This window comes from Pectobacterium araliae, from assembly GCF_037076465.1.
Lineage (GTDB): Bacteria > Pseudomonadota > Gammaproteobacteria > Enterobacterales > Enterobacteriaceae > Pectobacterium > Pectobacterium araliae.
This window is the reverse complement of the sequence record NZ_AP028908.1, coordinates 1,768,885-1,794,875: the sequence shown is the minus strand read 5'-3', so window position 1 is coordinate 1,794,875 and position 25,991 is coordinate 1,768,885. Positions and strand designations below refer to the sequence as shown.

At 52.1% G+C, this 25,991-nt stretch carries 24 protein-coding genes and 1 pseudogene; 6 read left to right on the top strand and 19 right to left on the bottom strand.

The window, feature by feature from the left end; genetic code table 11:
- Positions 1-2 precede the first annotated feature (2 nt).
- The 5 genes from AACH44_RS08105 to dinG all read right to left on the bottom strand — a co-directional run bounded on the left by AACH44_RS08105 (position 3) and on the right by dinG (position 7,578).
- Positions 3-1,331, bottom strand: a complete 1,329-nt coding sequence (locus AACH44_RS08105; RefSeq protein ID WP_261848579.1) for an HlyD family type I secretion periplasmic adaptor subunit — start codon at positions 1,329-1,331, stop codon at positions 3-5.
- 27 nt (positions 1,332-1,358) lie between these two features.
- Positions 1,359-3,086: a type I secretion system permease/ATPase gene (locus AACH44_RS08100; RefSeq protein WP_261848578.1), complete on the bottom strand. Its 1,728-nt coding sequence runs from the start codon at positions 3,084-3,086 to the stop codon at positions 1,359-1,361.
- 17 nt (positions 3,087-3,103) lie between these two features.
- A complete protein-coding gene (locus AACH44_RS08095) occupies positions 3,104-3,415 on the bottom strand; it encodes a protease inhibitor Inh/omp19 family protein (protein ID WP_338659606.1) in 312 nt (103 codons plus the stop codon).
- 103 nt (positions 3,416-3,518) lie between these two features.
- Positions 3,519-4,952, bottom strand: a complete 1,434-nt coding sequence (locus AACH44_RS08090) for a serralysin family metalloprotease (RefSeq protein WP_261848576.1) — start codon at positions 4,950-4,952, stop codon at positions 3,519-3,521.
- Between the two features lie 526 nt (positions 4,953-5,478).
- Entirely contained in the window at positions 5,479-7,578 is a 2,100-nt protein-coding gene (dinG, locus tag AACH44_RS08085) for an ATP-dependent DNA helicase DinG (protein ID WP_261848575.1), read from the bottom strand.
- Between the two features lie 179 nt (positions 7,579-7,757).
- On the opposite strand from dinG, the gene AACH44_RS08080 reads away from it, so the two are divergent.
- From AACH44_RS08080 to AACH44_RS08070, 3 genes are all read left to right on the top strand, one after another.
- Positions 7,758-8,591, top strand: coding sequence for an AraC family transcriptional regulator (locus AACH44_RS08080; protein ID WP_261848574.1), 834 nt, complete (start codon positions 7,758-7,760; stop codon positions 8,589-8,591).
- Positions 8,592-8,643: 52 nt separating this feature from the next.
- Positions 8,644-9,291, top strand: coding sequence for a LysE family translocator (locus AACH44_RS08075; RefSeq protein ID WP_261848573.1), 648 nt, complete (start codon positions 8,644-8,646; stop codon positions 9,289-9,291).
- Positions 9,292-9,411: 120 nt separating this feature from the next.
- Positions 9,412-9,519 (top strand): membrane protein, encoded by a 108-nt coding sequence (locus AACH44_RS08070; RefSeq protein WP_010297573.1) that lies wholly within the window; start codon positions 9,412-9,414, stop codon positions 9,517-9,519.
- 79 nt (positions 9,520-9,598) lie between these two features.
- On the opposite strand, the gene idi is transcribed toward AACH44_RS08070, so the two are convergent.
- Both idi and bglX read right to left on the bottom strand, forming a co-directional pair.
- Positions 9,599-10,138: an isopentenyl-diphosphate Delta-isomerase gene (gene idi, locus AACH44_RS08065; RefSeq protein WP_261848572.1), complete on the bottom strand. Its 540-nt coding sequence runs from the start codon at positions 10,136-10,138 to the stop codon at positions 9,599-9,601.
- A 122-nt stretch (positions 10,139-10,260) separates the two neighbouring features.
- Positions 10,261-12,567, bottom strand: a complete 2,307-nt coding sequence (bglX, locus tag AACH44_RS08060) for a beta-glucosidase BglX (protein ID WP_261848571.1) — start codon at positions 12,565-12,567, stop codon at positions 10,261-10,263.
- Between the two features lie 395 nt (positions 12,568-12,962).
- On the opposite strand from bglX, the gene AACH44_RS08055 reads away from it, so the two are divergent.
- Complete coding sequence (locus tag AACH44_RS08055) at positions 12,963-13,649, top strand: glutathione S-transferase family protein (protein WP_261848570.1); 687 nt, start codon at positions 12,963-12,965, stop codon at positions 13,647-13,649.
- Positions 13,650-13,712: 63 nt separating this feature from the next.
- On the opposite strand, the gene pbpG is transcribed toward AACH44_RS08055, so the two are convergent.
- The 7 genes and pseudogenes from pbpG to dusC all read right to left on the bottom strand — a co-directional run bounded on the left by pbpG (position 13,713) and on the right by dusC (position 18,530).
- A complete protein-coding gene (gene pbpG, locus AACH44_RS08050; RefSeq protein WP_261848569.1) occupies positions 13,713-14,660 on the bottom strand; it encodes a D-alanyl-D-alanine endopeptidase in 948 nt (315 codons plus the stop codon).
- Positions 14,661-14,810: 150 nt separating this feature from the next.
- Complete coding sequence (locus tag AACH44_RS08045; RefSeq protein ID WP_261848568.1) at positions 14,811-15,320, bottom strand: DUF6622 family protein; 510 nt, start codon at positions 15,318-15,320, stop codon at positions 14,811-14,813.
- Positions 15,321-15,361: 41 nt separating this feature from the next.
- Complete coding sequence (locus AACH44_RS08040; protein ID WP_338659559.1) at positions 15,362-15,718, bottom strand: FMN-binding protein; 357 nt, start codon at positions 15,716-15,718, stop codon at positions 15,362-15,364.
- 60 nt (positions 15,719-15,778) lie between these two features.
- Positions 15,779-16,321 (bottom strand): class IV adenylate cyclase, encoded by a 543-nt coding sequence (cyaB, locus tag AACH44_RS08035; RefSeq protein WP_261848566.1) that lies wholly within the window; start codon positions 16,319-16,321, stop codon positions 15,779-15,781.
- A 367-nt stretch (positions 16,322-16,688) separates the two neighbouring features.
- Positions 16,689-17,237 carry a hypothetical protein gene (locus AACH44_RS08030; protein ID WP_261848607.1) on the bottom strand — a complete coding sequence of 183 codons (549 nt, stop codon included), beginning with the start codon at positions 17,235-17,237 and terminating at the stop codon, positions 16,689-16,691.
- Positions 17,238-17,266: 29 nt separating this feature from the next.
- Positions 17,267-17,473: pseudogene (locus AACH44_RS08025) on the bottom strand (homocysteine S-methyltransferase family protein); the annotation flags it as partial.
- 124 nt (positions 17,474-17,597) lie between these two features.
- A complete protein-coding gene (gene dusC / locus AACH44_RS08020; RefSeq protein WP_261848565.1) occupies positions 17,598-18,530 on the bottom strand; it encodes a tRNA dihydrouridine(16) synthase DusC in 933 nt (310 codons plus the stop codon).
- 227 nt (positions 18,531-18,757) lie between these two features.
- Here dusC and AACH44_RS08015 point away from each other — a divergent pair, with 227 nt between their 5' ends.
- A complete protein-coding gene (locus tag AACH44_RS08015) occupies positions 18,758-19,429 on the top strand; it encodes an epoxyqueuosine reductase QueH (protein WP_261848606.1) in 672 nt (223 codons plus the stop codon).
- A gap of 272 nt (positions 19,430-19,701) precedes the next feature.
- On the opposite strand, the gene AACH44_RS08010 is transcribed toward AACH44_RS08015, so the two are convergent.
- A complete protein-coding gene (locus AACH44_RS08010) occupies positions 19,702-21,297 on the bottom strand; it encodes an ABC transporter substrate-binding protein (protein ID WP_338659558.1) in 1,596 nt (531 codons plus the stop codon).
- Between the two features lie 140 nt (positions 21,298-21,437).
- Between AACH44_RS08010 and pepT the strand changes: the two genes are divergently transcribed.
- Positions 21,438-22,667 carry a peptidase T gene (gene pepT, locus AACH44_RS08005; RefSeq protein WP_261848564.1) on the top strand — a complete coding sequence of 410 codons (1,230 nt, stop codon included), beginning with the start codon at positions 21,438-21,440 and terminating at the stop codon, positions 22,665-22,667.
- Between the two features lie 39 nt (positions 22,668-22,706).
- On the opposite strand, the gene AACH44_RS08000 is transcribed toward pepT, so the two are convergent.
- The 4 genes from AACH44_RS08000 to AACH44_RS07985 all read right to left on the bottom strand — a co-directional run bounded on the left by AACH44_RS08000 (position 22,707) and on the right by AACH44_RS07985 (position 25,989).
- On the bottom strand, positions 22,707-22,862 hold the full coding sequence (locus tag AACH44_RS08000) for a hypothetical protein (protein ID WP_338659557.1): 156 nt from the start codon (positions 22,860-22,862) through the stop codon (positions 22,707-22,709).
- Positions 22,843-23,208, bottom strand: coding sequence for an antitoxin Xre-like helix-turn-helix domain-containing protein (locus AACH44_RS07995; RefSeq protein ID WP_261848562.1), 366 nt, complete (start codon positions 23,206-23,208; stop codon positions 22,843-22,845). Before AACH44_RS07995 ends, AACH44_RS08000 begins: the two co-directional genes overlap by 20 nt.
- A 176-nt stretch (positions 23,209-23,384) precedes the next feature.
- A complete protein-coding gene (gene rhlE / locus AACH44_RS07990) occupies positions 23,385-24,824 on the bottom strand; it encodes an ATP-dependent RNA helicase RhlE (protein WP_261848561.1) in 1,440 nt (479 codons plus the stop codon).
- Between the two features lie 307 nt (positions 24,825-25,131).
- Positions 25,132-25,989, bottom strand: coding sequence for an ABC transporter ATP-binding protein (locus AACH44_RS07985; RefSeq protein WP_261848560.1), 858 nt, complete (start codon positions 25,987-25,989; stop codon positions 25,132-25,134).
- Positions 25,990-25,991: the final 2 nt, after the last annotated feature.

The window sequence follows — 25,991 nt, the reverse complement described above, 5'->3', positions numbered from 1 at the left end:
GATTACTCTTCCGTTAATGCCAGATGCAGGCGATCCATTAAAGGCTTAAATAGATAATTGACGAACGATCGCTCTCCGGTGCGAACAAATCCCTGCACCGGCATACCTGGCTTGACTTCCAGCCCCTCCAGCGCACGTTTCCCTGCCTCATCCACCATCACGCGCAGGCTATAATAGGGAGAACCGTCTCGTTCATCGAGCAGGCGATCGGCGGACAGCAGTTCGACCGTTCCCGCCACGCGTGGCGTCGTGCTTTGATTAAACGCGACGAACTGAAGCTCGACGGATAACCCCGGCCAGACCTTATCCACCAGCTCAACGGGTAGACGCGCATCCACGAATAAAGGCTGATCGTCCGGTACGATCTCCAGAAGTGTCTGACCCGGCGCAATCACACCGCCTTCCGTAAACACTTTCAACCCGACCACCGTACCCGAAACCGGCGCGCGCATCTGGATATTCGCCAAATTGAAATCGGCTTTTTCCTTCTTGCTGCCCACATCGCTCAGCAGCGCCCGGACTTCTGCCAGTTCGCTGTTTACTTCTTTGTCATATTCTTGCTGGCGTTGTGCGATCAGCAGCGTTTGTTGCTCAATGTCACGACGGGTGCGATTAATCTCTCCCGCCAGCTGCGCGATATCACCGTTAAGCTGCGCCAGCAGGCGTTCGTTCTCCAGCATTTTGTTGCGCGGCACATAATTTTCCGCAGCCAGGGAACGCAGCCCTTGCAGCTGTTGTTCCAACGTCTCCCGCTGTTTCTGCTTACTGGCCATCACCTGACGCTGGGCGCTGAGCGATGCCGCCATACCCGCAATACTGGTGCGCATCCCTTCCGCTTCAAGCTTGAGCGACTGCTGGCGGCTGTGCAGTAAATCACGCTGTAGTGCCATAATCACGTTCATCTCTGGCTTTTCCGCTAGCGGTTGCAGGCGAGGCGTCATCACCATGTCACTCAACCGCTGCTGCTCGGCAAGCAGCCGACCTTCCCGCGCCACCAACTGTAAATACTGACCATCCAGACCTTCACTCGCCGAACGTGCATCAACCTCATTCAACGTTAACAGGATCTGACCGGCTTCCACGTTGTCGCCATCTTTCACCTGGATTTTATCGACAATACCGCCCTGATTGTGCTGCACTACCTTACGATTACCGGAAATCACGACGCTCCCGTTCACCATGACGCCCTTGTCCAACGGCGCAAACAGTGCCCACAGGAGAAAACCGCCGAACCCGGCAAGCACCAGCAACCACCCCAGACGCACAGCACGTTTCTCATCGCGCCGCGCCGTCTGGCTCATACTCTCTTCACTTATTTCTGATGCGAACATGTCTTTCCCTGTATTCGTCATTCCCTGTTACTGCTGGACAGCGGCAGCAGGTGTCATTTGTGCTTGATTGGCGGCACGACGCGGCTGCAATTCGTTCAGAATGTCGCGGGCAGGCCCAAAACGCTGCTGTCTGCCTTGGTTAAGAACCAGAATTTTATGCGCCAATGTGGTTAATGCAGGACGATGCGTAATCAACACCACCGTCGCTCCTCGCTTCTGAAGGTGCGAGATCGCCTGCGCCAGCGCCACTTCACCTTCGTTATCGAGGCTGGAGTTTGGCTCATCGAGTACCAGCAGGCAGGGATCGCCATATACCGCGCGCGCCAGCGCGATACGTTGCCGCTGCCCACCCGACAGTCCGTTGCCGTCAGCGCCAAGAGGCGTGTCATATCCCTGCGGTTGGCTAAGAATCATTTCGTGGACGCCAGCCAGCTTCGCCGCTGCGACAATTTTTTCTGCGTCATGCTCGCCAAAGCGGGAAATATTCTCCGCCAGCGTGCCTTTAAACAACTGTACATCTTGTGGCAGGTAGCCCATTGCCGGGCCAAATGCCGTTTTATCTACCTGACTAAGATCGGCTCCATCCAGTCGAACCTTGCCACGCGTCGGTGCTTGCGTCGCGACCAGTAAACGCGCCAATGTGGATTTTCCTGAGCCCGATGCGCCCAGAATCGCCAGCGTTTCCCCCGCCTGAAGCGAGAAATGGATGTCCTGCAATCTTGATGCTCCTTGCAGCGTCTGCAATAACACATTTTCGACGCTAAGCTGGCCAATCGGCGCAGGCAAGGCCATCGCCTCTGCTTTGGGCGGATACGCCGTCATAATTCGATTCAGTCGATGCCAGGCTTGCCGTGCGCTGCTCAATGGTTTCCAAATACCAATAAACTGATCAATAGGGCTTAGCACGCGCCCGACAAGAATTGACCCTGCAATCATCATCCCCGGCGTAATTTCGCCCTTAATCGCTAACATGGCCCCCACGCCAAGCATCAGCGATTGCAGAAAAATGCGCGCATGTTTTGACGCAGCGCCGACAACCGCGGCCCGTTCGCTCGCCAGATTTTGCAGGGTAATAAAGCGATAATGTTGCCCTAACCAGCGCCGACGTAAGTTAGGCAGCATCCCCATTGATTCAATCACTTCCGCATTACGCAGTTGCGTATCAGCGAGATGGGTCGCCTGTAGCGCTTCATGGTTGGCTTCTTCCAACGGCGACGTGGTGAGATACTGATTCAGCCACGCCAACAGCAGCAGAACCACCGTTCCCCCTAACGCCAGAAAGCCGAGAACCGGATGAATCAGGAACAGCACCAATAAAAAGAAGGGAAACCAGGGAATATCAAAGAAGGCAAACAGTGAGTTGCCCGTAATAAACTGCCGTAATAGCGTGAGATCGTTCAGCGCCTGCCCGGCTTTTGCCTCGCCCGCCTCCAGATTGCGCTCAAACGCGGCGTTGAAGACCTGCTGATTCAACTGTAAATCGATCCGCGTACCAAGTCTGACGACCACCAAACTTCGCACCCATTCGAGTGCCGCCATGAATACGCCCAACCCCGCAATCAGCAGAGTGAGCATCAGCAATGTCGTACCATTCCCTGAAGCCAGTACGCGGTCGTAAACCTGAAGCATATAAATCGAAGGCGAGAGCATCAGTATATTAACGATAGCGCTGAAAATCCCAATGCTCCAGAAGCTGCGCCGGAAAGGACGCAGTATACTCAACAACGAACGTTCCTTATTTGATAGTTGACTCACTGCGTTTGCCTCTCCTGTTAGGGCTGCTTGTGCAACGTACGTGTACTGCCATCAGGCAATATCAGCGTATAGCCCTCTTTTTCCTTGCTAAAGAACGCGACGGATTGACCCTGTTCTTTCGTTAACGTGATACCGTCCGGCGTCGGCCGCCAGCCGGCGGGTACATCAGATAATAGCGCTTTTAAACATTGAGCATCGCCGTCAAGGCGCCAGGTACTATCCACTAACGGCGTATTGTGCAGTACAACCTCACACTGCTGTTCCCCGCTACGCAATTGCCATACGCCGCTTAGCTCACTTGCTGAAGGTAATTTCAGACTATTTGCCATACATCCTCCGCTGATTGCACTTAACAACGCCGCGATGATTAATTTTTTCATAGTGGCCCCAAATCGATAACAGAAAAGGACGGGTTTCCCCGTCCTTGCTACATCACACGATAAAATCGGTTGCCGCAGAAGGCTGGCCAACAATATGCACAAGAAAGTCTGGCGTGGTCTGATCGGTAAAATTCAGCCACAGATTGGTGGTATTGCTACCCGCATCCCAATCAAGCAGTGCCTCATTGCCACGTCCGGTGAAAGCATCAACAAACTGCAAATCTTTATTTTGATTTAACGCTGACAGATCGATTTTGTCGATGCCGCGTTGGAAATCGGTGATGGTGTCATTACCAGTTTTATCGGAAGAGTCGCTCGCGCTGGCGTAGACGAAAATATCCTTGCCCGCACCGCCCGTCAGCGTATCTGCACCGCCGCCGCCGTAAATAACGTCGTCGCCTGCACCACCGTTCAGAATATTATTTGCGTCGTTACCGACAATAATATCGTTGCCGGAGCCGCCAATGGCGTTTTCGATCGTGACACCGTGAGCGATAGAAACGTTACCTTTCAGGCCGCCAACATCAGAGAATCCGCCTTCATTCAAATTGATGCGCTGATCGTTTCGGTAACCAGAGAAATCAAACGTATCATTACCACCCGCGTCCCAGACGGAGAAGATTAGTTTTTGGCTATTGCTGTTGGTTGTATAGAAATCACGATCCGTGTTGGAGTTGAAACCGTATACCGTATCACCGGTACGCGTGGTCATGTTTGCGCCGTAAAGATATTGGATCGCCGAGATGTCATCGAGCAGCGGACCAGCAGCATAGTGCCCATGAAAATCGCCTCCAGTGTTTTGCTCACTCCAGTAGCTCATCAGGCTGAACTGGCGTGTATCTTCCGCATAGGTCACATCGCGGTAGCTCGGGTTACCTTCACCCGCATTATAATCGCCTGGGTGATTCAGACCCAGCGCATGACCGATTTCATGCGTCAGCGTCTGACGTCCATACTCCATCGTATCCGGGTTACGAATATTATCGACGTTATAGTTGTACCAGGTACTGCCCGCCGCCGAGTAGTTACCCGGCATATAGCCATAGGCCTGAGTACTATTGTCCAGCCGACCGCTTGAATCACGGGTGTAGTTACCAAACGTGATGGTGGCTTTCTCGCTTGGATTAACCTCGGTAAACGTAATATTAGCGGCATCTGACCACGATTGCAGAGACAGCTTAGCTTGCTCGGTCTGAGCGGCGTTAAATTTTACAAAGCCCTGATCGCCAGAAGGGATAGACCGCACGTTCTGTAAGAACGAATAGGTCAAATTAGCAGATTTACCGAATACGTTCGTGCCATTCCAGGTCAGGCCGTCGCGGACAATTTCCTTCGCGGCCAGCTCGCTGGTGAACGAAGGTTTGCCATTAAACTGTCCCTCACCACGGGAGTGGTAATTATACAGATCGTATACATCGCTATACCCCGTACCCGCTGCATGCAATGCCGATTCGGAGGTATCCTTATCTTGATCTCGTAAAGCCATCTTTTCTTCTCCATAAGTCTGATCGGGATGATCAGAATCCTAATTCCCTTCATGCAATAGCGGTATTGCATGTACCGCACGTGGTCGCGGTCTAATCGTCTCCTGGGTAAATAGAGCTCACTAAAAATATTTATATCCAAAAAATGCATATAAATAAAAATTATCTCTATAAGGAAATAATTAAGAAATAACGCCAATTATTTTCGTTATTATCAAATGATAAATAATAAAGTCACGGTGACTAATTTTTATTATTGGTATTGATATGAAAAACAAGAGAAACGGATGCCAGACAGCGTTCATTTTCGGAAAGGAAGGGGTTTTTATTCACTGCGTTAATTTTCATCATGGTACCTGTCCTTGGTTGATAAAAACCGCGCGGCGTAATGACATAAATTGTCACACGTATTAACGGCATCCTTGCTGTTCGGAGACAAATCTAACAAATAAGAATAAAAAAATATAGCGCTAAATAGGGGACAATTACCCCCTTATTCGGCGGACGGTAATACTCAGACCGACTTTGCTATGGCATATCTCTCTGCTCAATCGGGAAAACGGGCAGCGCCGCCAGCAGCTGTGCGCCATAGCCTTTGGTCAGCAAACGACGATCGTAAATAACGATTTCACCAAAACAGTCATGGCTACGAATAAGGCGTCCAACCTGTTGGATAAGATTAAACGAGGCGCTGGGCAAACTTTGTACGATAAACGGATGCCGTTTGAGGCTTTTTAACCATTCGCCTTCCGTCAAAATCACCGGGCTGTCGATGGGCGGAAACGCGATTTTATGGATATGCACCTGAGAAAGGAGCTCCCCTTTCAGATCCAACCCTTCAGCAAAGGACTGTAAGCCAATCAACACGCTAGTCTGACCTTCCTGTACCCGCTGACGATGCAGCTCGACCAACCTGTAACGCGGCTTATCTCCCTGAACCAGCAGCATCAGGCGTAAATCGGTAACCTGCGTTAGAAAGAGCTGCATAGCACGCTGGCTGGCAAACAGCATCAACATCCCTTTATGCTTATCCTGTTTTAACTCCGCCCGGAAGAACTGTGCCATTTCAGCAATATGCTGCGCCTCTGACTCCATCAGCGGTTCATAACGCATTTTGGGAATCACCAGACGCCCCTGCTCGCGGTGGTTGAACGGCGAATCCAGCGCGATGAAGGTGTCCCCTTCCTGCTCGCCCAAACCAGAAAGCTCCTGCATGCGCGCAAAGCTGTTAAGCGACCGCAACGTGGCCGACGTCACCACCACATGTGACACCTTACTCCACAGCAGCCTTTCAAGCTGATCGCAAACGCGAATCCCCGCGCAGTACAGGTGAAGATGCGGCTGGTTATCACGTATTTCTCGCGTAATCCATTTAGATACCGGTGCGTTCGACGACTTTTCCATCGCCGCCAGTCGCCATAGCTTGCTCATCGACTCAACGTAGCCTTGCTGGCGGCTCATTTTCAGCAACGCGTGATAGACCCGCACCACATCATGCTTGCCGGTTTTCTCGCTGAGATCGTTAAGCATATACTCCACCAACGCCCGCAGCGTATCGGTTAGCTTGAACAATCGCACACAGAGCTCACGCATTTCATCCGGCATTTTACCCATCGCAAAGCGGTACTCGGTTTCCTGCCCATCGTGCGGAAGAAACAGCCCGCACATTTGCGAGAACGACAGCACACATTCACGGATCTCCTCACAATGGCTGGTTAACCGTTCACTGTTAGCGAGGCGCGGTGGCGATTTTGGCGCGAACTGCGCCATACACTGTCCGATGAGCTGCACCAGTTGTTCCATTTGCGCCATCATATAGGCGGGATGAATATCGCCGGACATCTCCAGCGTATCGCGGGCAACATCGGGGATATGGTGTCCTTCATCAAGCACCAGCAATAAATTTTTCGGGGGAGGAAGCACCGACTCACTTTCCATTGCCGCCATCACCAGCGCATGGTTGGTCACGACGACATCCGCCTGTTCGATCTCACGCCGTGCAATGAAGAACGGGCACTCGCGATAGTAGTGGCAGTTGTGCGCAAGGCAGTTCGCTTTATCCGTACACAATTTCTGCCACAGGCTATCGTCAATTGAATCCTGATAATGATCGCGCAGCCCGTCCCAGGCGTGGCCTTGTAGTGCTTTTTCAAGCTTTACACAGACGCGTTCTTCTTCCTTACTGGCAGACAGCCGTTCATCATCCAGAAAGAGCGGTAAATCCCCCTGTGCATCGGGATCGGTTGCCAGCATTGCCAAATTACGAGGGCAAATATAACGACGACGGCCAAATGCCGCGGTAAATTTCAGTTCGGGAATAAATTTCTGCAACAATGGCAAATCTTTGCTGTAAATCTGATCCTGCAACGCCACATTCGCGGTGCTGACCACCAGCGTTTTGTCCTCCGCACGCCCTACAGCGATCCCCGGAATCAGATAAGAAAGCGTTTTCCCGACGCCGGTTGGTGCTTCGATAGCCAAATGGCGCGGGTAATCGCCCGCCAGCGTTTTCGCCACTTCGGCAATCATCTGTCGCTGGGGAACGCGGGAAATAAAATCCGGGATTTGCGCTTGCAGGGCCTTATACCATTGACCAATCTGCAATTTTATTGCGGGGGACAGCGCCATGCATACTCTATATCTGTATAATCTGGCCGCCATTGTCCCACAGACACTCGGCGACGTCAGCCGATATCACGCTTGTGACAATTCCGATCTCGACAATTTTCCGTCCAGCGATTAGGGTAAACCCTATCGGTGTCGCGAGCGGTAAACGCTATTTTCATAAACAATAGCTTCGGTAAATTATGTCTTCAGTCCACGCCATTAACCAATCGTACTGGTTTTCGCCACGGTTACCGCATGTTGAAAGCCGCACCACGCGCAACAGTCGCCAAGCCTATAAAACACACAGCCATGCGCAATTCTCAATTGGAGCGATCGAACACGGCGAAACGCTTTGCCATTACCGCAACGAAACGCATCATTTACAGAGTGGCGATCTGATCTTTATCGAGCCCCAGCAACCGCACAGCTGTAACCCACTTCCTGGGAAAACGCGCAGCTACCACATGCTCTATCTGGATACCGAATGGTGTCTCGACCAGATCACCGCTCACTGTGGCTATCAGGCGGATAGCTTACGGTGCAACTGTGTCGTATTGCGCGATCCGGCGCTATTTATGCGTTATCAACATGTTGTTACCCTACTGTATCAGGGAGACATCATGTCAGCAGACGACCAGCTCAAAACGATGCTGGAGCCCATTTGGCGCCAATATTGTCTGCCAGAACCCGCATTACCCCATCACACATCGCAAACCACGACACGGCACATACGCGAACGTCTGCTGAATAATTTGCAAGAATCCCCCTCACTGGAAACGCTGGCAGATGAACTGAATTTACGACGCGAAACCATCGTGCGGCAGTTTCGTCACGATACCGGTATTACACCGATGGCATTCCTGAATAATGCGCGTATTGAGTATGCCAAATCGCTGATGAAACAAGGTACGCCGCTGGTTGATACCAGCTATCAAAGCGGCTTCTGCGATCAAAGCCATTTCCATAAAACGTTTGTGCAATACACCGCAGCCACGCCGGGTCAGTACGCGCGATCAATATTTGACAATAAATAGCCGAACACCTTGTCTAGACTGGCTTCGATTATTTATCGAGGTCAGAAATATTATGGTTATCAGTTCCCTTTTTTCCGCCGACTCCCTTTTTCCAGCCCATTTTCCCGCACTGGCACTGGCGCATTTTGTGGCGCTACTAAGTCCTGGCCCAGATTTCTTTCTGCTGACGGCCTACGCCATTCGCTACCGACTGCGCGGCAGTGCAGGAATTTGTCTGGGTATCGCACTAGGCAACGGCATTTACATTCTGCTGGCAGCGATCGGCTGGGCAGGCATCCAGCATTCGCCCACGCTTTTTACCTTCATCGAATTAGCCGGGGCGGCGTATCTGCTCTGGGTTGGCTATCAGTTAGTGAAAAGTCGTTCTGCGCTATCACTACAGGCAGAACAGCAGTCCAACCGTTGTCCAACGCTGCGCAAACAAATTCTGCTGGGGCTAGGATCATCACTGTTGAATCCTAAGAACATGCTGTTTTACATCAGCCTGATGACCAGCATTCTTGGGCCACATGTGACACCTGTGCAACAATTCGTCAGCGGCAGCTGGATGTTTTCTGTCGTACTGGTGTGGGATTTGTTGATCGCCGCGCTGATCGCTCGTCCGTTGATTCAGCAGCGTTTAACCCGCTGGCTTAACCCGATTGAGCGCGGAGCCGGTGTCATTCTGATGTTTTTCGGTCTGCTATTGTTATTTCGGTAATTGTTATTTCGCTAATAGATATTTCGGTAATGCGGTGTATTTAAAAAGCAAGGCGCGTTTCGCCTTGTTTCATGGGCTGAAGGCATTATAATTCGGAGCAGTTAACAAAAGGATAACCTGATGACTCTTCAAAAAATCGGCATTATCGGTCTTTTTGCCCTGCTCGCCTTGGGCGGTATGTCTGGCATGATGCTGGTGGGCTACATTATCATCGAGCACGCGGGCTAAGGTTTTTGCCCCACGGCGCGCCACCCGCCTATTGCACGAACAGCGCCGCACGGAAACGCGGCAATGAACATCGCTTGAATTAACCGGGTTGTGCAGACTGAAACATCTGCCAGTACTCAGGAATGCGAGTGAAAGTCAGTTGGAACCAGGCAGTAAACTGCTCAGGCGCCGTTGCCATCTGCTGTGCAATGCCGTCTATCGACTGGTATTCATAGCTCAACACTTCATCAGGATTGATCTGCGGAACGTCATCTGTCACGCCAAAATAGACATGCCCCAGCTCATGCTCAATCAGCCCGTTATCCAGCAGCAAACGATAGGTCAGCGTGAACATCGGCGTCAGCGTACAGCGTAGCCCCATTTCTTCATACAAGCGGCGATGTGCTGCCTGCAACGTCTCTTCACCGGGCGCGGGGTGGCTGCAACAGGTATTGCTCCATAAACCACCGCTGTGATATTTCTCCTCTGCCCGCTGCTGCAATAACAGTTGCTGGCGAGAGTTGAAAATATAGACGGTAATCGCACGGTGTAGCGCGCCTTTTACGTGCGCTTCTTGCTTTTCCATTACGCCCGTTGGCTTGTCATTTTCATCAACCAGCACGACTTCAGTCAACGGCATACCTTGTTCCTGCAAGCCCCTATTCTCCGCTAATCACTCTTGATTTCGAAAATCACACTGCATTTCGGTAATAATCACTCGTGTATTCGCCGCCGGACATACCGACGGCGAGACGCACGTCATTACAGCAGGGTGAAGCTGTCGCTCTTCACGCGCTGTGAATCCAGACCAATCATCACATCGAATTTACCGGGCTCTACCACCTGCTGCATGCGGGCATTGTAGAATTTCAGTGCTTCCTGATCGAGCGTGAAGGTGACCGTGCGGGATTCTCCCGGCTGTAGCATCACTTTCTCAAAACCACGCAGCTCTTTCAGCGGGCGACTGATGGAAGCCACGACATCGTGGAGATACAGCTGTACTACCGTTTCCCCTGCACGATTACCCGTGTTCTTCACCGTGACGCTGGCATTAATCGTCCCATTGCGCTTCATCGTCTGGCTGGATAAACGCACGTCTGACACGCTGAACGTGGTATAGCTCAGGCCATAACCGAAGGGATAGAGCGGTCCGTTGGCTTCATCGTAATAGTGAGAAGTATATTTACCTGGGTTTTCCGGCGTGTAAGGACGGCCTGACGGCAGGTGATTGTAATAAATCGGAATCTGTCCGACAGAACGCGGGAAAGACATTGGCAGTTTGCCGGATGGGTTATAGTCGCCAAACAGCACATCAGCGATCGCATTACCGCCTTCCGTACCGCTGAACCAGGTTTCTAGTAACGCATCGGCCTGTTGATCTTCACGCACCAACGCCAGAGGACGGCCGTTCATCAGCACCAACACCAGCGGTTTCCCCGTCGCTTTCAGCGCCGCGATCAGATCGCGCTGGCCTTGCGGCAGATCGATATTCGCGCGGCTGGATGCTTCATGTGCCATCCCTGCGGCTTCACCGACAACGGCGACCACCATATCCGCTTTCTTCGCGGCGTCGACAGCTTCATCGATCATCACCTGCGGCGGGCGTTTATCCACCTGCACGGCATCTTCATACTGATTCAGGAAATCAAGGATGCCTTTGTGATTACTGACGTTGGCACCTTTGGCATAGAGGATGGTGGCTTTATCGCCGACGGCATTCTTCAGCCCCTGATAAACGGTAACCGTCTGTTTCGAGACGCCTGCCGCAGACCAGCTTCCCATGGTATCGCGCTGGCTGTCAGCCAATGGCCCCACCACGGCAATCGTGCCTTCTTTCTTCAACGGCAACGTTTGCAGGCGGTTTTTCAACAGCACCAGACTCTTACGCGCCACGTCACGCGCATCCAAACGGTGTAAGCGGCTTTCCGCATTGGTATCCACCGGGTCGGAACTCGCGACGCCCAAATGACGGTACGGATCGTCAAACAGCCCCATATCGTATTTCACGTTCAAGACCTGACGACAGGCATCGTCGATCTCCTGCCTGCTCACCGCACCACTTTTCACCAGCTCTGGCAGATAGCGTACGAAATACTCATCGCTCATGCTCATCCCGATACCGGATTTAAGCGCCAGACGTGACGCATCGCGCGGATCGCTGGCAACGCCGTGCTTAATTAACTCTTTAATCGCACCGTGATCGGTAATGGTGATGCCTTTGAAATTCCACTGATCGCGCAGAACCTCTTTCAGCAACCAGCTGTTTGAGGTGGCTGGTGTACCGTTGATGGAGTTCAGCGCCACCATCACGCCGCTACTGCCAGCGTCAATCGCCGCTTTATAAGGCGGCATATAATCCTGGAACATACGCTGCGGACTCATATCCACGGTGTTATAGTCGCGCCCACCTTCAACAGCACCATAAAGCGCGTAGTGCTTGACGCTCGTCATCAGCGAGTGGCGTCCGGTTACCTCATCGCCCTGAAAGGATTTGACGACCACACCGGCAATTTTACTGGTCAACCAGGTGTCTTCACCGAAGCCTTCCGACACGCGCCCCCAGCGCGGATCGCGGGTGATATCCACCATCGGTGCCCAGGTCATGTTCAGCCCATCTTCCGTCGCTTCATAAGCCGCCACACGCGCGCTTTTCGCAATCGCGCCCATATCCCAACTGGAGGCCAGCCCCAGTGCGATAGGAAAAATAGTGCGCTGGCCGTGTACCACATCGTAGGCAAAAAACAGTGGTATCTTCAGGCGGCTGAGCTGCATGACCTGATCTTGCATCGCGCGAATATCCTGGCGGGTTACCGTATTAAAAATCGCGCCAACCTGCCCGTTTCTGATCATTTCCCGAATGGCTTCTTTCGGGTTATCCGTCCCGACGCTGATTAATCGGAGCTGGCCGATTTTCTCTTCCAGCGTCATTTTCTTCAGCAGATCCGTGACAAACGCATCACGTTGTTGATGTGAAGGCGATAGTGATGCTGGCGCAGACGTCAACTCCTGCGCAAATGCCGGATTACAGGCAAGTCCAATTGCTATAGTCAGTGAAGTAAGCCATTTCATTCGTTATAAAGACCTAGTCAATCCAGGCATCAGAGTCAAAAATAGAGCGCTGAAGCACAAGACAGGTTAAAGATTCCGACGGTCACATCCCTTCTCTGACAAGGCGAAAAACACCTTCTCCTGCCTTAAGCGAATAAGGCTTCCCGATAGTGGTTGCCGCACCGACGCACTCAAATGCACAGCGCGTAATATAGTGCATTTGTTGAGGTTTCATTTAATAAAAACTGCAAGAATAATGCTAAACGATACGAATAATTCACATTCCGCGCTTTCCGTTTGCATCATTATCCTGATAGCAATGCGCAAAACCGATAGATAAGCCACGGAGAGGAGGATGATTTTTCCCACCTTTCGTGCTAATGCTAAGGCATTCGCTAATGCAAGGAGCCTCAGACATGTATCAGTTGTACATCGCCAATAAGAACTATTCGTCCTGGTCATTGCGCCCGTGGGTGTTGTTAAAAACGCTGTCGATTCCTTTCGAAGAGAAGCTGGTTATTTTTTCGCCGGGTATGGCACAGCCAGCGTTTAAGGCCTTTTCACCGACGGCAAAAGTCCCCTGCCTGATCGACGACGAAACCACCGTCTGGGATTCATTGGCGATTACCGAGTATCTGGCCGAACAGCACCCCGGCATCTGGCCTGCTCATGTCAAAAACCGCGCCTGGGCACGCTGCGCCGCCGCCGAAATGCATTCCGGCTTTACGGCACTGCGCAATACCTGCGCCATGAGTTGCGGCGTGCGCGTCAAGCTAAACGAGATATCTCCTGCTCTCAGCAGCGACATTACGCGTATCGGTGAACTATGGCAGGAAGGGTTAACACGGTTTGGCGGGCCGTTTTTGGCAGGGAAATCATTTTCAGCGGTAGACGCGTTTTTTGCCCCCGTCGTTTTCCGTATCAAAACCTATCAACTTCCCGTTTCGCCGGAAGCCGCCGCCTACTGCAACCGCGTGTTGGCATTGCCCGCGATGCAGCAATGGCTGCAAGACGCCTTAGCAGAAACCTGGCGCGAAGCCGCACACGAAGAAGATGTGACAAATGCAGGTGAAGTGGTAGAGGACTTTCGCGCCCGCGCCTAACGCAATCGCAGACGGTGGCTTGCCAAGCCACCGTCAAAACGTAACATGGGAAGGGGTAATCTCTTATTCAGTATCGATATTCGCCATACTCTGCGGTTGGCGAGAAGCCAGCGATTTTTGTTTCTTATAGCTCAATGCCGCAGCAGGCACCTCGCTGACCTTACCGGTTTCAATCCACTTACGCAGGCGGTTAGCGTCCGCAAAGTGCGTGTATTTACCGAATGCATCCAACACCACCAGCGCAACAGGCCGTTGATTAATGATCGTGCGCATCACCAGACAGTGCCCGGCCTGATTCGTAAAGCCCGTTTTAGTCAGTTGAATACTCCAGTCGGCGTTATAAACCAAATGATTGGTGTTTCTGAACGGCAGGCTATACGCCGGGTGGGTGAACGTCGCCGTTTTTTCCTGCGTCGTGCTGAGCTGACTCAGTAATGGATATTGCTTGCTGGCAATCAGGAGCTTGGTGAGGTCACGGGCGGTCGACACATTATTAATCGACAGGCCGGTTGGCTCTACATAACGCGTGTGTGCCATACCGAGTGCGCGGGCTTTGGCATTCATTGCACGGATAAACGCCTGATAGCCACCCGGATAGTGGTGAGCCAGACTGGCGGCCGCACGGTTTTCGGATGACATCAGCGCCAGTAACAGCATGTCACGGCGGCTGATCTCACTGTTCAGGCGAACGCGTGAGTACACCCCTTTCATTTCTTTCGTCTGGCTGATATCCACGGAGATCATTTCATCCAGCGGCAGGTTGGCATCCAGCACCACCAGCGCCGTCATCAGCTTTGTCACCGACGCAATCGGCACAACGACATCAGGATTACTGGAATAAAGAATATGGTTATCACTCAAATCCACCACCATCGCGCTACCGGAAGCAATTTCCTGATGCGCGCTACCAGCGGAATACGTCGGCGCTTTCGCCACAGCCTGAGGCAACATCACAGCATGGGTTGACAGAACCAACAGGCCAAAAAGAGAAAGCTTAAAATTTTTAGTCATTCTTCAATAACTTAAACAGTATTCTGTTAAATGAAAGGGATAGGCATCGTCATTATAATTTACCGCCTCTCCCCACGCACTCATGCAGCAGAAAAAGCTTTGTGACAAATTTTGACAAACGATTATAGCAACATACTGTTTTTTATAGCATTACGTCAGGTGCGGTTTTATTTTGCGCATCTGGTTGAGCAAATGCAGGCTAACGCCGCTGAATATCCCGGCCGTTATTCCGCTCGCCGCGCCGGACATCAGACAGAACACTGTGTCATGTGCCAATGCGGGAAACCGAGCTAACTGGACGGAAAAGTAGAAACGAGAACAAAACGTCAGCAGCATCAAGACCAGCGGCCACCATGAACCAGTGCGTTGAAAACTACGCGATTCCGATAGATAGGTTCCTGACGTTTTCCCCCACATCCATCCGATGCTCAGCCCAATCACCAGCATCAGTAGAAATCCCCCCGCCGCGGCAAGCGGAAGCATCAGCGTGTGGAAAATCGCGCTAATACCCCACACCATGAAAACCGTGGGTACGACAAACACCCGCGCCAACGACTGTTGCCTCGGCTGACTGGCTTTTACGCCAGCATAAATCAGGTAACCCAAAATAGCCCACACCCAATAAGGCGTGTGACGCAGAATAATCAACAGGTTTTCCACGGCAGTACGATTCCTTCCTCAACGGTGGCAGTTACTTACGATTACGGCGTAACTTTCGCCTGTTCTAGCGCCTGTTTCACCGCGTTAATCACCCCCTGGCTCGATAAGGTGGCCCCCGTTACCGCATCCACCTTGTTAACATCCTGCTTCTCAAGAAGTTCCGGCACAATTTGATCGGTCGCGCTCAGCATCATCGCCTCGGTATCGCCATGCTTCAACACTTCAGCGTTTGCGATCTTCCCGTCTTTAATGCTGACCGTGACTTCAACTTCTGCTGCCTTACCCTGCGCTTTACCGATGTAGGTGCCGTCTTTATAGTGCGCCACATCGCTACTATGAACGGACAGAGAAAACACCATCACTACCGTGGCCAGCACCGCCGAAATAGATTTCTTCATCATTTCCCCGTGTGTAAATTGAACAATAAAAGCAACAACTCAATAACCCAAAAAGAACAATCAATTAAAGCCTAATAATTGGTAATAAGATTTCGTTTCAATATTATCCAATAACAATTGGAGCCGTAATGCACACTCTATACACCGTTCCCTGAGTGCTTTCAACTGGGTTTCGTCATCGGTCATCACTGATATTTCGACAAAATACCCAAGCGACTCAATATAATCGAGGGTGATATGGAAAATATTTAAAAAATAGATACTGCGAATTTTATGAATTTCAAACAAGGGCTGATACCCTAACGTCTGTAGCATACTGTCGGTTTTTTCAAAGGCTTCGACGTTAACCGCTTCGCAACGATCCGCTCCCGGCCCTTTAACAATCCAGAGTTTTATCCCCGATGGCTCCATGCGGCGCACCAGCATTTTGATATTTTGCTGTTGTAGTCGCTTCTCTGAGTCATCGTAATAAATATCATGTTCTTTATTTTCAAAGACGAAAGCTTCTGGGTGAAGACTAAAAAGCGTATTCCTAAAAACGGCTATATCGTCGATGCGAAATTTAAGTTCAACTTCATATTTCCCTGTGAAATGTTCAACCATGTTTTTTCCCTCACTAGATTCCCTGAAATAAAATTGACTCTCCACCATATCGATCAGCGTTTTATTACGCTGTCATACGGAAATTCAAGATAATAATGATTCAGTCATCCGCAAAATAGATCATACAGGTAACATAATATGGCCCAATGGCCGTCCTTTATCCTCCTTGATTAACACCCTACGTCCTGTCACATCCGGTCACCGCGAACATATTACTGCGTGATTGCTTTACGATATCAGCTATCCCCTGCACCGCTTTTTGGCAACAAATGCCATTAGCGACGTCCCATTAAAAAAAGGCGGTCAGAATCACACTGGACGCTGACCGCCGTTAATAGTAGCTGAGAAAGAAAAAACCGCTAGTTCTTCACGCAGCAACCGCAGGTAACAGCAAGATCAGTGCAGAATCGAAGCCGTGATGGTGCATAAACTCACGTAAAATAAGTAACCGGGCGGAAAAAGCGTTTTCTAGCGGAATCCCTTCCCAGCCTGCTGGGCTCCCCAACATGACACGTTCCAGACGTTTAAATGTTCGTTCCATATCATCCTGCGGCAGCCGCCATCCGGCATCCTCTTCTTCTGCTCCCGAAATCTGTGCAATTGTCACCAATGCGGGGTCGAAAGAGAACAAAACGGAATCCGTAGGGATGTCGTGCCGAATACGCGTCACCTCATCTTCTACCGCCATGATCGCCAATTCCATTTCATCAGGGGTCGGGGGAAGATGTTTGAAAAACGTCGCCGCGGTTTTGTCAAAACCGATAGTCAATTGCAGCGTTGCTGACGGTTGTGATGCCGTTCCGCAGATGACGGTCGTCTGCTGTTCACCAATGCACAGCACCGTTATCGGCGCATCCGGCGCGACGCGCTGTCTGGCAAGCGAATACACATGTTGCAGATCCACATCATTTCCCATCACGGCATCTCCTTATACAAGTACTTATTTTAGTGCTGACAGCAGCGTGCAATATCGGCGATATCAGCAGGTGTAGTTCGGCAACAGCCGCCAATCAGACGCGCTCCCACAGCCTGCCATTCGGGCAGATATGCCGTCAACGAGCATGCGGCATCATGAGTGCTGCTCCAGGTTTTGGTTACTGCATCATACTGCGCGCCGGAATTGGGATAAACCACCAAAGGCAAATTCGTCAGCGGGCGAGAAAAAACGCCGAGCGAAAGCATCACCAAGTGGCGAGCTTTCATGGTGCGTTAAATCTGGACAACGTGATGAAAACACGCAAAGTGGGAAGGCAAAAAATGAGGAAACGGTGAGCGCTTATGGTTCACCAATCACACGGGCGATATCCGTTGAGGTCTTCAAGGTGCGAATTTCGCTGAATAATTCGGTGGCGTCCTCGTACTCCTTACGCAAATAGCCAAGCCACTGTTTGATGCGTGCGACGTGATACATTCCCGTATCACCCTGCTTTTCCAGCCGCACATATTTCTGTAGCAATAGCATGACTTCCGGCCACGGCATACGCGGCTCGTTATACTTAATCACGCGGCTCAGATTCGGCACATTCAGCGCGCCCCGCCCCAACATGATGGCATCGCAGCCCGTCGTCGCCATACAATCCTGAGCACTCTGCCAGTCCCAGATTTCACCATTGGCGATCACCGGAATTCGCAGACGCTGACGAATGTCCCCTATCGCCTGCCAGTTAATGCACTCAGCCTTATAACCGTCTTCTTTGGTGCGACCATGCACTGCCAATTCGCTTGCCCCCGCCTGCTGCACCGCATCAGCAATTTCAAACTGACGAGCGCCAGAATCCCAGCCCAGGCGGATCTTCACCGTGACGGGTAAATGCGCAGGCACCGCCTCACGCATGGCTTTTGCGCCTTGATAAATCAGCTCGGGATCTTTTAACAACGTCGCCCCGCCCCCGCTACCGTTCACCAGCTTCGACGGGCAGCCGCAGTTAAGATCGACGCCATACGAGCCCAGTTCCACCGCCCGCGCCGCATTCTCCGCCAGCCACTGCGGGTATTGCCCCAATAGCTGCACACGCACCAGCGTACCCGACTGCGTGCGGCTAGCGTGGTGTAGCTCCGGGCAAAGGCGATAAAAGGATTTCACTGGCAGGCACTGATCCACCACACGTAAAAATTCGGTGATGCATAGATCATAATCATTTACTTCGGTCAGCAGCTCTCGCACTAATGAGTCAAGAACCCCTTCCATCGGGGCAAGCAGAACACGCATAACGCTACTCGGTAACCATTTGATCGTTAATCACAGCCATTCAGGCCAAAAAAAGCAGGCAATCTTAGGGGGTATTATACGGGGAACGCAACGGGAAAGATAACGCTGGACGGACCACGAGGTTGCCTCTTGTGAGCATATCATCAATAATTCGTGACGAATTTGTGATGCTACCGTCCTTACGGACCACAACGAAGTGGCTATTTTTTATGTCGAACGTCAAAACCATGTCGAATGTCAAAACCGCAGAATTTAAACGTCCCCAGCTTGTACTGCCCAACAGCGCAGACAAACTGCTGCTGCACTCCTGCTGTGCGCCTTGCTCGGGTGAAGTCATGGAAGCCCTCACCGCTTCTGGCATCGATTACACCATTTTCTTCTATAACCCCAACATTCATCCCCAGCGTGAGTATCTGATCCGCAAAGAGGAAAACATCCGTTTCGCCGAACAGCATAACGTGCCGTTCATCGATGCAGATTACGACGCAGATAACTGGTTCGAACGCGCCAAAGGCATGGAGTGGGAACCCGAACGTGGCGTTCGCTGCACCATGTGTTTTGATATGCGCTTCGAGCGAACAGCGCTGTACGCCGCGGAAAACGGCTTTAGCGTCATTTCCAGTTCGCTAGGGATTTCCCGTTGGAAAAACATGCAGCAGATTACCGAATGTGGCCAGAACGCGGCACAGAAATACCCCGGTGTCACCTACTGGGATTACAACTGGCGTAAAGGCGGCGGTTCGGCTCGCATGATCGAAATCAGTAAGCGTGAACGTTTCTATCAACAGGAATATTGCGGCTGCATTTATTCCCTGCGCGATTCCAATAAGCACCGCAAATCACAGGGGCGCGATATTATCCGCATCGGTAAGCTGTATTACGGCGACGAAGCCGAATAACCGCATCACACCAGAGTCCGTAGAGCGGTAGTAACGGATAGATCGTAAAGACGCTGTAAATACATCCCTGTACGCTCGGATTGCGCAGATATGAATCTCATCCCTGAGATTCACCCTTTCAGGGCCGTCGCTAGCGACGTTCAAAAACGTTCCTGACGTTTTTGTCCATGGCGCAAACGCTTTACTCTTCTATTCCGTTACTCCCGTTTTCGTTCGACAAATAAGTTTGTCAACGGTCTGAGTCCGGCACGCGGTGCCGGATTCTCAGCGTCTTATTTCTTCACATCGACCTGATAGAAAATATGCTTACCGAACGGGTCGACTTCATACCCCGTCACTTCCTTACGGACTGGCTCAAAGATGGTGGAATGCGCAATCATAACGGCCGGAGCCTGATCGTGCATCATCTGCTGCGCCTGCTTGTATAGCTCGATTCGCTGCGGGTGATCCTGTGAAGCACGCGCGTCGGTAATGAGTTTATCAAACGGTGCGTAGCACCATTTTGCCGAGTTGGAGCCGCCGTTAGCCGCCGTGCAGGTAAAAAGCGGCCCGAAGAAGTTATCAGGATCGCCCGTCGCCGTTGTCCAACCCATCAATGCCGCCTGATGTTCACCGCCTTTCACCCTTTTCAAGTATTCGCCCCACTCGAAGGTGACAATCTTCGCCTGTACGCCGACTTTCGCCCAGTCGGCTTGAATCATCTCAGACATACGGCGGGCGTTCGGGTTATACGGACGCTGCACCGGCATCGCCCACAGCTCGATGGCAGTGCCTTCCGCCAAACCCACTTCTTTCAGCAATGCCTTCGCCTTCTCGGGATCGTAGCCATAATCTTTCAGGTCGCTATCGGCACTCCAGACGCCCGGCGGCAGCAGATTTTTCGCCGCCGTTCCGGTTCCCTGAAAAACGGCTTCGATAATCGCCGGCTTGTTAATCGCCATCGTTAACGCCTGCCGCACTTTCACATTATCCGTCGGTGCCTTCTGGGTATTGAACGACAGGAAGCCGGTGTTCAGCCCGGCCTTTTGCATCAGCACGATGTCCCTGTTTTCTTTCATGCGCGGCAGGTCGGCAGGATTAGGGAACGGCATCACCTGACACTCATTCTTTTCCAACTTGGCGTACCGCACGGAGGCATCCGGCGTGATAGTGAAGATCAACCGATCCAGCTTAGCCTTGCCTTCCCAATAAGCGGGGAACGCCTTAAATAGAATGCGCGAATCTTTCTGATACTGCGCTAATTCAAAAGGTCCGGTGCCAATCGGTTCCATATCCACGCGCTCCGGCGTGCCGGCTTTGAGCATCGCATCGGCATATTCCGCAGAGAGAATTGACGCGAAGTACCAGGCTAAATCAGCCAGAAACGGCGCTTCGGCATGGGAGAGCGTAAAGCGCACCGTGTGGTCATCCACTTTCTCGATGCTCTGAATCAGTGAGCTAAAGGATAAGCTTTCAAAATTGGCATAGGTCCCTTTCGAGACGCTGTGGTAAGGATGCTGCGGATCTTTTTGCCGCATGAAGGAGAAAATGACGTCGTCAGCGGTAAAATCACGCGAAGGTTTGAAGTATTTATTGCTCTGGAATTTCACGCCTTTGCGCAAATGGAAGGTATAGATGCGCCCATCAGCGCTGATGTCCCAGCGCTCCGCCAGACTCGGCACCAGATCCGTGGTGCCCACCTTGAAATCCACCAGACGGTTATAAATCGGTACCGCGCTAGCATCCACGCTGGTGCCAGAAGTATAAAGTTGCGGGTTAAAGTTTTCCGGCGATCCTTCCGAGCAATACACCAGCGTATTCGCCGAGGCCGCTGAAGCGACTGCCAGCGTTAACGCTGCCAATGTGAATCGTATTCCTGCTTTTTTCATTCCAGACCTCGCTTATTATTTATATTCCAGCACACCGCGATAAAAATCATGACGATAAAATGACAAATAAAATCCTCAAATGAAATAATTTCTACGTTAGGATAACAACCATAGGTATTGCAGAATAAAAAGGATTCGTTATGACCGACAGTCTGGCTCATCAACTCAGCAACCGTTTTTACCGTTATCTCGCCGTCACCAGCCAAAGCGATGCCCGTTCGACAACATTGCCCAGTACGCCGGAACAACATGAAATGGCACGACTGCTGGCGGATGAGTTACGCGCGCTGGGTCTACAGGATGTCGTGATTGATGAGCACGCTACCGTGACGGCCGTGAAGCCAGGCAACTGCCCCTCCGCCCCGCGTATCGGTTTTATTACCCATATCGATACGGTTGACGTTGGCCTGTCGCCGCATATTCACCCGCAAACGCTGCGCTTTAGCGGAAAAGACCTGTGTCTGAACACCGAACAGGACATCTGGCTGCGCACGGCGCAACACCCGGAAATTCTGCCGTATGTTGGGCAGGACATTATTTTTAGCGACGGCACCAGCGTACTCGGCGCGGACAACAAGGCTGCTGTTACCGTGGTGATGACGCTCATGGAGAACCTGACCGACGCGACGCCACACGGCGATATCGTAGTGGCTTTCGTGCCGGATGAAGAGATTGGGCTGCGTGGTGCGAAAGCACTCGATCTCAAACGCTTTGATGTCGATTTCGCCTACACCATCGACTGCTGCGAGCTGGGTGAAGTAGTGTATGAGAACTTCAATGCCGCCTCAGCGGAAATTCGCTTTACCGGCGTACCCGCGCATCCGATGTCGGCGAAAGGCGTGCTGGTCAATCCGTTGCTCATGGCGCACGACTTTATCAGCCAGTTCGATCGCCAGCAGACACCAGAACAGACAGAAGGACGCGAGGGCTATGTCTGGTTTAACGATCTGACGGCGAATGCCAATGAAGCGAAGCTCAAAGCTTCAATTCGGGATTTTGATTTAGCCACGTTTGAACAGCGGAAGCAGCAGATCGCCGCGTTCGCAGAGAAGATTGGCGCGCAGTACCCGACGGGCAGCGTGACCTACACCCTCACCGATATCTACAGCAATATCAGCAACGCCATCACTGACGATCGCCGAGCTATCGACCTGCTGTTTGCCGCACTTGACACGCTGGGCATTGAACCCAAGGTGACACCCATGCGCGGCGGCACGGACGGTGCAGCACTGTCCGCCAAAGGATTGCTGACGCCAAACTTTTTCACTGGCGCACACAATTTCCACTCACGCTTTGAGTTTCTTCCTGTGCCATCGTTTGTGAAATCGTATGAAGTGGCATTGAATTTATGCCTACTGGCGGCGAAATAATCGCGTTCAGAAAAGTGTGAGGCGGGCGAATGTCCGCCGCTACAGGATAAAAATCACGTTTGCTTCACCTACGTTTTTACCAACCGCATCGCCGTATACCGCCAGATCCGGCGGCGCTTCTTCAGCAGCCCAGTTGTCTGGCAATGCATCCATATCGGCACTCTGAATCTGATCTTCAGGCACATCGATTCGCATTAGCGTGTAATGATCCAGGATCTGCGCGGCATGCAGGTGCATCAGCGTCCTCGAACAGGTCTACCGCCCGATCAATAGCACGGATGATACGCACCAGCCGTTCGCTTTGATCCGCGCTAAATCTCGCTTTGACACTGCGGCTAAACGTCGTTGACGGAATGCCGGACATTTTACGCAGGTCGTTTTGCGTTATCTTCGCCCAGTCAGCGATAAGGTTAGCAACATTGCCCTCAAGGCCTTCGCTAATCTGTCCCAGAAGCGCGACACCATCCGAATGATTTAATCCGGCCACCTGCCACAAACGAGGCGGCTTGGTCTGAGTCGTGGATAGGCTAAATGTCTTCATAACAAACCTTCATTTGGAATGTTTACTATGCCCAAATGGTCATGTTTGAGCAAATATTCGACATCTATTTGCAGCGATCTCGCACGGTGATGCTCTATCTCTCACCATCCAGTTGCGCAATCTGCTACGGCAAAATTACGCGATAAAAAAAGGGAGCCGCTGGCTCCCTATCGATTTTACTTGTCCGCTGGCTTACTGCGGTTTTGCGGGCGTGGTGCACGGCGCTGACCTTCACCGCCACCCTTGCCTTTTCCGCCAGTAGCCCAAGGACTATCGCTATTACCGCCCGCTTTACGCGGCTGGCGATTGCCATCGGCCGGACGGCGTTCGCCCTGACCCTGACTACGTTCGCTGCGCTCGGACTGACCGCGTGGTGCACCTGATTGCGCGCGCGGTGCTGCGTTACGCGCGCCACCGCCGCCGCCACGGTTGCCCTGACGACCATTCACAATCGGTTCTGCCTTGATGGACGGATCCGGCTCGTAGCCTTCGATAGCGATACGCGGAATTTCACGCTTCAGCAAACGCTCGATGTCACGCAGCAGTTTGTGCTCATCCACACAGACCAGCGACAGCGCTTCACCCGTCGCTTCCGCACGACCGGTACGACCAATACGGTGAACGTAATCTTCCGGCACGTTTGGCAGCTCATAGTTCACCACGTGCGGCAGTTGGTCGATATCCAGACCACGCGCGGCGATATCCGTTGCGACCAGCACACGAATGCTGCCGTCTTTGAAGTTTGCCAGCGCGCGAGTACGCGCACCCTGACTTTTGTTACCGTGAATAGCCGCCGCGGTAATACCGTCTTTTTCCAGCAGCTCAGCCAGATGGTTAGCGCCATGTTTGGTGCGGGTAAAGACCAGCACCTGCTGCCAGTTATTTTCACCAATCAACTGCGACAGCAGTTCACGCTTGCGGCGCTTATCAACAAAATGCACATGCTGCGTAACCAGTTCAGACGGCGTATTACGACGCACAACCTCAACCGACGCCGGATGGGTCAGCAGCTTGTTCGCCAGCGCTTTGATCTCATCAGAGAAGGTCGCGGAGAACAGCAGGTTTTGACGCTTAGCAGGCAGCTTCGCCAGTACACGGCGAATGTCGTGAATGAAGCCCATATCCAGCATACGGTCCGCTTCATCCAGCACCAGAATTTCAATCTGTGACAGGTCAACGGCACGCTGATGCTCCAGATCGAGCAGACGCCCCGGTGTCGCCACCAGAATATCCACGCCACCACGCAGCTTCATCATCTGTGGGTTAATGCTCACGCCGCCAAATACGACCAGTGAGCGCAGGCTCAGATACTTGCTATACGCCTTCACATTTTCATCAATCTGCGCAGCCAGTTCACGGGTTGGCGTCAGGATCAGTGCGCGTACCGGACGACGACCTTTCCCTTTGTGCTGCGCTTCACGGCTGGTCAGCAATTGTAATAACGGCAGCGTAAAGCCCGCCGTTTTACCCGTACCCGTTTGGGCGCTGGCCATTAAATCGCGCCCTTCCAGCACGACAGGAATCGCCTGACGCTGAACAGGAGTAGGATCGCGATAACCCTGCTCATCAATCGCGCGCAGAATATCGGCACTCAGGCCGAGAGAATCAAATGACATAAAAAGAACAACTCCAGATCCGCTCTGACCGGACAGCAGCCGGTGTAGTTTTCAGAGGGTCAATAAGACGGGTTTGGCGAGCCACGATTAACGTAACAATTTACTTAACAATCTACGTAAACAACGACATACGCAACAACCACGATGAACGAGCACAACTACGGTGCATGACTGCCGACGATTGTAGCAGAGATTCCGACCACTAAGGGATTTTTATCTGTATCAGCCTGTTTTTCTGGTGGGGTGAAATAAGGCGCCGTTTTGACAGTATTCCAGCGGCGACGACAGCAACGGTGGCGTCAGACAATTAGCCGACATCGCCTGTAGCCTCCGTCGCTGCCGCTTCACGTCCAAATGGAATGCACAGCGGCGTGCCGAAGAACGGATCGTCAATGATGCGGCAGTTCAGGTTAAACACCGTTTTTACCGTGGCTTCCGTGAGAATGTCACGCGGATTGCCCTGCGCAAACACCGTCCGGTTATGTACCGCCACCATGTGATGTGCGTAGCGACACGCCAGATTCAAATCATGCAGCACCATCACGATGGTTTTGTGCTGCTGCGCGTTCAGTTCCCGCAACAAATCCAGCACTTCCATCTGATGCGCCAGATCGAGGTAGGTCGTCGGTTCATCCAGCAGAACGATATCGGTATCCTGCGCCAGCGTCATCGCGATCCAGACACGCTGGCGCTGCCCGCCGGACAACGAATCCACCGCACGATCCTTTAATGCCAGCACGCCGGTGCTGCGCAACGCCTGAAGCACTTTTTCTTCGTCCGTTTCCGACCACTGCTTCAACCATGACTGATGCGGGTAGCGCCCCATTTTTACCAGTTGATAGACCGTCAGCCCTTCCGGCGCGGTCGGCGTTTGCGGAAGAATCGCCAGTGACTTCGCCACCTCAACGGTGGACTGTCGATGAATATCCGCCCCGTTGACAATAATCGTCCCACTCGTGGGTTTCAGCAGACGAGCAAACGACTTCAATAATGTGCTCTTGCCGCAGCCGTTACTGCCCACCAACACCGAAATTTTCCGGGCTGGCAGCGTGATATCCAGCGCATCAATCACGACCTGTTTTTCGTAACTCAGCGTCAGCGACTGGCTGGCAATCGCCTCTTGGTCAGTTGGGGGCACGTGTGTCGGCAACACATTCTCTAGCATAA

What these genes read in the sequence shown, in the direction of transcription:
- AACH44_RS08055 (WP_261848570.1), top strand. Translation starts at nt 12,963, where the DNA reads ATGTATCAGTTGTACATCGCCAATAAGAACTATTCGTCCTGGTCATTG.
- AACH44_RS08075 (WP_261848573.1), top strand. Translation starts at nt 8,644, where the DNA reads ATGGTTATCAGTTCCCTTTTTTCCGCCGACTCCCTTTTTCCAGCCCAT.
- AACH44_RS08105 (WP_261848579.1), bottom strand. Translation starts at nt 1,331, where the DNA reads ATGTTCGCATCAGAAATAAGTGAAGAGAGTATGAGCCAGACGGCGCGG.
- AACH44_RS08070 (WP_010297573.1), top strand. Translation starts at nt 9,412, where the DNA reads ATGACTCTTCAAAAAATCGGCATTATCGGTCTTTTTGCCCTGCTCGCC.
- cyaB (WP_261848566.1), bottom strand. Translation starts at nt 16,321, where the DNA reads ATGGTTGAACATTTCACAGGGAAATATGAAGTTGAACTTAAATTTCGC.
- AACH44_RS07985 (WP_261848560.1), bottom strand. Translation starts at nt 25,989, where the DNA reads ATGCTAGAGAATGTGTTGCCGACACACGTGCCCCCAACTGACCAAGAG.
- bglX (WP_261848571.1), bottom strand. Translation starts at nt 12,567, where the DNA reads ATGAAATGGCTTACTTCACTGACTATAGCAATTGGACTTGCCTGTAAT.
- AACH44_RS08030 (WP_261848607.1), bottom strand. Translation starts at nt 17,237, where the DNA reads ATGGGAAATGATGTGGATCTGCAACATGTGTATTCGCTTGCCAGACAG.
- AACH44_RS08080 (WP_261848574.1), top strand. Translation starts at nt 7,758, where the DNA reads ATGTCTTCAGTCCACGCCATTAACCAATCGTACTGGTTTTCGCCACGG.
- AACH44_RS08040 (WP_338659559.1), bottom strand. Translation starts at nt 15,718, where the DNA reads ATGAAGAAATCTATTTCGGCGGTGCTGGCCACGGTAGTGATGGTGTTT.
- pepT (WP_261848564.1), top strand. Translation starts at nt 21,438, where the DNA reads ATGACCGACAGTCTGGCTCATCAACTCAGCAACCGTTTTTACCGTTAT.
- pbpG (WP_261848569.1), bottom strand. Translation starts at nt 14,660, where the DNA reads ATGACTAAAAATTTTAAGCTTTCTCTTTTTGGCCTGTTGGTTCTGTCA.
- AACH44_RS08090 (WP_261848576.1), bottom strand. Translation starts at nt 4,952, where the DNA reads ATGGCTTTACGAGATCAAGATAAGGATACCTCCGAATCGGCATTGCAT.
- AACH44_RS08015 (WP_261848606.1), top strand. Translation starts at nt 18,758, where the DNA reads ATGTCGAATGTCAAAACCGCAGAATTTAAACGTCCCCAGCTTGTACTG.
- rhlE (WP_261848561.1), bottom strand. Translation starts at nt 24,824, where the DNA reads ATGTCATTTGATTCTCTCGGCCTGAGTGCCGATATTCTGCGCGCGATT.
- AACH44_RS07995 (WP_261848562.1), bottom strand. Translation starts at nt 23,208, where the DNA reads ATGAAGACATTTAGCCTATCCACGACTCAGACCAAGCCGCCTCGTTTG.
- AACH44_RS08000 (WP_338659557.1), bottom strand. Translation starts at nt 22,862, where the DNA reads ATGCGAATCGATGTGCCTGAAGATCAGATTCAGAGTGCCGATATGGAT.
- idi (WP_261848572.1), bottom strand. Translation starts at nt 10,138, where the DNA reads ATGCCGTTGACTGAAGTCGTGCTGGTTGATGAAAATGACAAGCCAACG.
- dusC (WP_261848565.1), bottom strand. Translation starts at nt 18,530, where the DNA reads ATGCGTGTTCTGCTTGCCCCGATGGAAGGGGTTCTTGACTCATTAGTG.
- dinG (WP_261848575.1), bottom strand. Translation starts at nt 7,578, where the DNA reads ATGGCGCTGTCCCCCGCAATAAAATTGCAGATTGGTCAATGGTATAAG.
- AACH44_RS08010 (WP_338659558.1), bottom strand. Translation starts at nt 21,297, where the DNA reads ATGAAAAAAGCAGGAATACGATTCACATTGGCAGCGTTAACGCTGGCA.
- AACH44_RS08095 (WP_338659606.1), bottom strand. Translation starts at nt 3,415, where the DNA reads ATGGCAAATAGTCTGAAATTACCTTCAGCAAGTGAGCTAAGCGGCGTA.